The organism is Xenorhabdus santafensis, from assembly GCF_033949405.1.
Taxonomy (GTDB): Bacteria; Pseudomonadota; Gammaproteobacteria; order Enterobacterales; family Enterobacteriaceae; genus Xenorhabdus; species Xenorhabdus santafensis.
The window spans coordinates 1-3,587 of record NZ_VCDN01000165.1 but is presented as its reverse complement, the minus strand read 5'-3'; the positions used below and the strand labels follow the sequence as shown (position 1 = coordinate 3,587).

3 protein-coding genes are annotated in these 3,587 nt (G+C 32.8%); all 3 read right to left on the bottom strand.

What is annotated here, in order from left to right; genetic code table 11:
• Positions 1–4: 4 nt before the first annotated feature.
• Entirely contained in the window at positions 5–196 is a 192-nt protein-coding gene (locus tag FE392_RS19550; RefSeq protein WP_319931807.1) for a hypothetical protein, read from the bottom strand.
• 567 nt (positions 197–763) lie between these two features.
• Positions 764–1,723: a hypothetical protein gene (locus FE392_RS19545; protein ID WP_319931806.1), complete on the bottom strand. Its 960-nt coding sequence runs from the start codon at positions 1,721–1,723 to the stop codon at positions 764–766.
• A gap of 580 nt (positions 1,724–2,303) precedes the next feature.
• Positions 2,304–3,263: a hypothetical protein gene (locus FE392_RS19540; protein ID WP_319931805.1), complete on the bottom strand. Its 960-nt coding sequence runs from the start codon at positions 3,261–3,263 to the stop codon at positions 2,304–2,306.
• Positions 3,264–3,587: the final 324 nt, after the last annotated feature.

The following is a 3,587-nucleotide window of genomic DNA, read 5'->3' as shown; positions in this document are numbered from 1 at the left end:
CTTATTATGTGAATGCAAGCATCTCGATATCATTTAATAATACTTTTATTTCAGATTTTAGTCTTTCATTATCAAAATGCTCAATAACAACCAACATAAAGTCATTTTGCATTAGACTAACATCAAGAATCCCATTATCATTTTTTTGTGGTAGAATGGGTCTTTCAAGAGAACTATTTACAATAATACTCATCATTTATCTCCATTACTATTTAAGATAAAATTTCACTTATCTATAGGTATAAAAATAATTTTTTAGATAATGAGGCTGAAATGCATGACCGCTTTTTTCTTTAATTGTATACAATTAAATCTGATATTGAAAAATAGATTATCGGTACTGCCCTATTAAAAGATTAATTGGCATTCTTACATATCAATTTAAAATTGGTTTAATCGTCATGATCAAATTTTGCTACTGACTTCACTGATTATATTCTATTAATTTTTCAACTCCAGTGTTTTGGTTGATTAAACTAAAATTGGCCATTAATATTGAAATAATAAAACTCACTCGCTATTTACCATTTTTTTATCTTAAAATATATTTCACCAGAGTATAAGCCGCAATGAGGGATTAAATGTGAAGATTTGTTAAATCAATTCAACTTTAACCGTTAGGAACCAATATGATCTGATATGTTTTCCGCCGAAAATAGATCATAATAAGGTATTCCGCCAACACAAATACACTGTAAGACTGTGGTGGTGGCGGATGGATGAAATCTGCCGGAGCAGCAATACAGTAGAACCCATTTTTATATTAAGGTCTGAAATTAAATTCTACACTATCATGTATAGTTAGCTCATCGAGTAGCGTTGCAAAAACAACCAAGTGCTCTGCTTTATCACTTGTGATTTCCGTTATTGCCTGACCACTTGGGCCAGTTTTTTTTACATCTTGTGGAGAACCACCAGTTCCCACGAAATAAGCGGATGGAATTATATCATTTGGCGTCATATATATTACATCATCACCACTGGTAGGGAAATCATTATCATTTCCAGAGTAATCACTCCATTGCCTACTGTCAGTTGAATATTGAAAAATATATGTATTATATCTTATTATAGTAAGATCAGCAGATGGCTTACTGGATTTAGAGACTAATCCATTATATTCAGCGTGAGATGTAATAATAACATAAGCGCCATCCTTAGCTGTAATAGGTAATATAATTATAGGTGACCAATCGCCATCACTCGTGGTCATATATGTGTAAAGTTTAGAATTGACGGGCATACGTGTAGCCATATAAAATTTGATTTGGATTTGGTCAATTGTTGGGGCATTACAATAATGTGCTATCACACTCTGTTTTGAAGTCGCGCCGGAATCATTTTCTTTTGTACCCATTGTCAAATAAAGGGACGGTATTGGCGCACGCCCACTATTAATTACTTTAAGATTTGAAGGCTTAGAGTATCTGACATTAGCGGCATCAGCTACCGTATAAGTAATGACATAATCGCCATCGGAGATGTTAGAGATAGGTATTTTGATATGTATATTAAATGGAACATGCTTTTCTAAAAAATAAAATTCCATCTCGACATCATTAAACAATACTTTTATTTCTGATTTCAGTTTTTTATCATCAAAAAGTTCAATAACAACCAACAGATAATCAACTCCCATTCGACTAACATCAAGAATTCCATGACTGCTTTTTTGTGGTAGAAGGGGTCTTTGAAAAGGGCTATTTTCAATCATGCTCATCATTTTTCTCCATTACTATTTAAGATAAAACTTCATTTATCTATAGGTACAAAAATAGATTTTTTAGAAAATCATTTGATAATGCGTTGATATCACCCACCTCTCTTCGAAAGATTAGGTGAAACCTTATAGAGATATTATCCACACGGCATATTATTAAATAATCAGAGTGAAATGCATGACCGTTTTCTCCTTAAATTTCCTGCAATTAAATATATTATTTAACAACAGATTCGCCACGCTGCCCCATTAAAGGATTAATTGGTATTTTTACACATCAATCTAAATTCAGTCTTGTATGCTATCACTCTGGTTAGTTGTAAAACCCAATTTTATATCTGATATATTCGTACAGCCCTTTACGTTAACATTATATAGTATCATTACTTTATTGTTGCTAAGAACAATATCTTTTTTCTATCGCTGCCCTCATAGACATCTATTGTCACACTTGAATTATTTGATGTATTTTAAAAAAATCACTGTTTTATATTATTGTATGTAATCATCCCAAGTATAACCCTCTATTATAGTGGAACTACCCTAGATTATATTAAACATCTAGGACAGCCCTTTTATTATATTAAGGTATAAAATTAAATTCTATACTATCATGTATAGTTAGCTCTTCGAGTAGAGTAGCAAAAACAGTCAAATGCTCTACTTTATCACTTGTAATTTCCGTTATTGCCTGGCCATTTGGGCCAGTAGGTTTTACATCTTGCGGAAGACCACCAGTTCCCACGAAATAAGCGGCTGGAATTATATCATTTGGCGTCATATATATTACATCATCACCACTGGTAGGAAAATCATTATTTCCAGAGTAATCACTCCATTGCCTAGTGTCAGTTGAGTATTGAAACATATATGTATTATATCTTATTATAGTAAGATCAGCGGATGGCTTACTGGATTTAGAGACTAATCCATTATATTCAGCGTGAGTTGTAATAATAACATAAGCGCCATCCTTAGCTGTAGTCGGTAATATAATTATAGGTGACCAATCGCCATCACTCGTGGTCATATAGGTGTAAAGTTTAGAATTGACGGGCATACGTGCAGCCATATAAAATTTGATTTGGATTTGATCAATTGTTGGGGCATTACAATAATGTGCTATCACACTCTGTTTTGAAGTTGCGCCAGAATCATTTTCTTTTGTACCCATTGTCAAATAAAGGGACGGTATTGGCGCACGCCCAGTATTAGCTATTTTAACATGTGAAGGCTTAGAGTATCTGACATTAGCGGCATCAGTTACCGTATAAGTAACGATATAATCGCCATCGGAAATGTTGGAAAAAGGTATTGTGATATGTACAGTGAATGGAATGTTTTCTTCTAAAAAATAAAATTCCATCTCAACATCATTTAATAATACTTTTATTTCTGATTTTAGTCTTTCATTATCAAAATGCTCAATAACAACCAACATAAAGTCATTTTGCATTAGGCTAACATCAAGGACTCCATTCTTGTCTTTTTGTGGCAGAATGGGTCTTTCAAGAGGGCTCTTATTTCCAATTATTTTCATCATTTGTCTCCATTACTATTTAAGATAAAACTTCACTTATCTATAGGTATAAAAATAAATTTTTTAGAAAATCATTTGATAATGTGTTGATATCATCCCCCTCTTTTCGAAAGAGTAGGTGCAGCCTTATAGATGTATTATCCCCACGACATGTTATTAGGTAATCAGAGTGAAATGTATGTCCATTTTTTTGGCATTAAGTTGTATCTGATGTATCCGTACTGCCCTTTAGGTTAAAAACATATGGTATCGTTATTTTATTGTTGTTAGTGCTGATATCTTTTTTCTATCACCACCCTAATAAACATCTATACGCTTCGTCTTTCA

Bases quoted from the DNA above. Each gene is read 5' to 3' on its own strand.
- FE392_RS19545 (WP_319931806.1), bottom strand. From the start codon at position 1,723: ATGATGAGCATGATTGAAAATAGCCCTTTTCAAAGACCCCTTCTACCA.
- FE392_RS19540 (WP_319931805.1), bottom strand. From the start codon at position 3,263: ATGATGAAAATAATTGGAAATAAGAGCCCTCTTGAAAGACCCATTCTG.
- FE392_RS19550 (WP_319931807.1), bottom strand. From the start codon at position 196: ATGATGAGTATTATTGTAAATAGTTCTCTTGAAAGACCCATTCTACCA.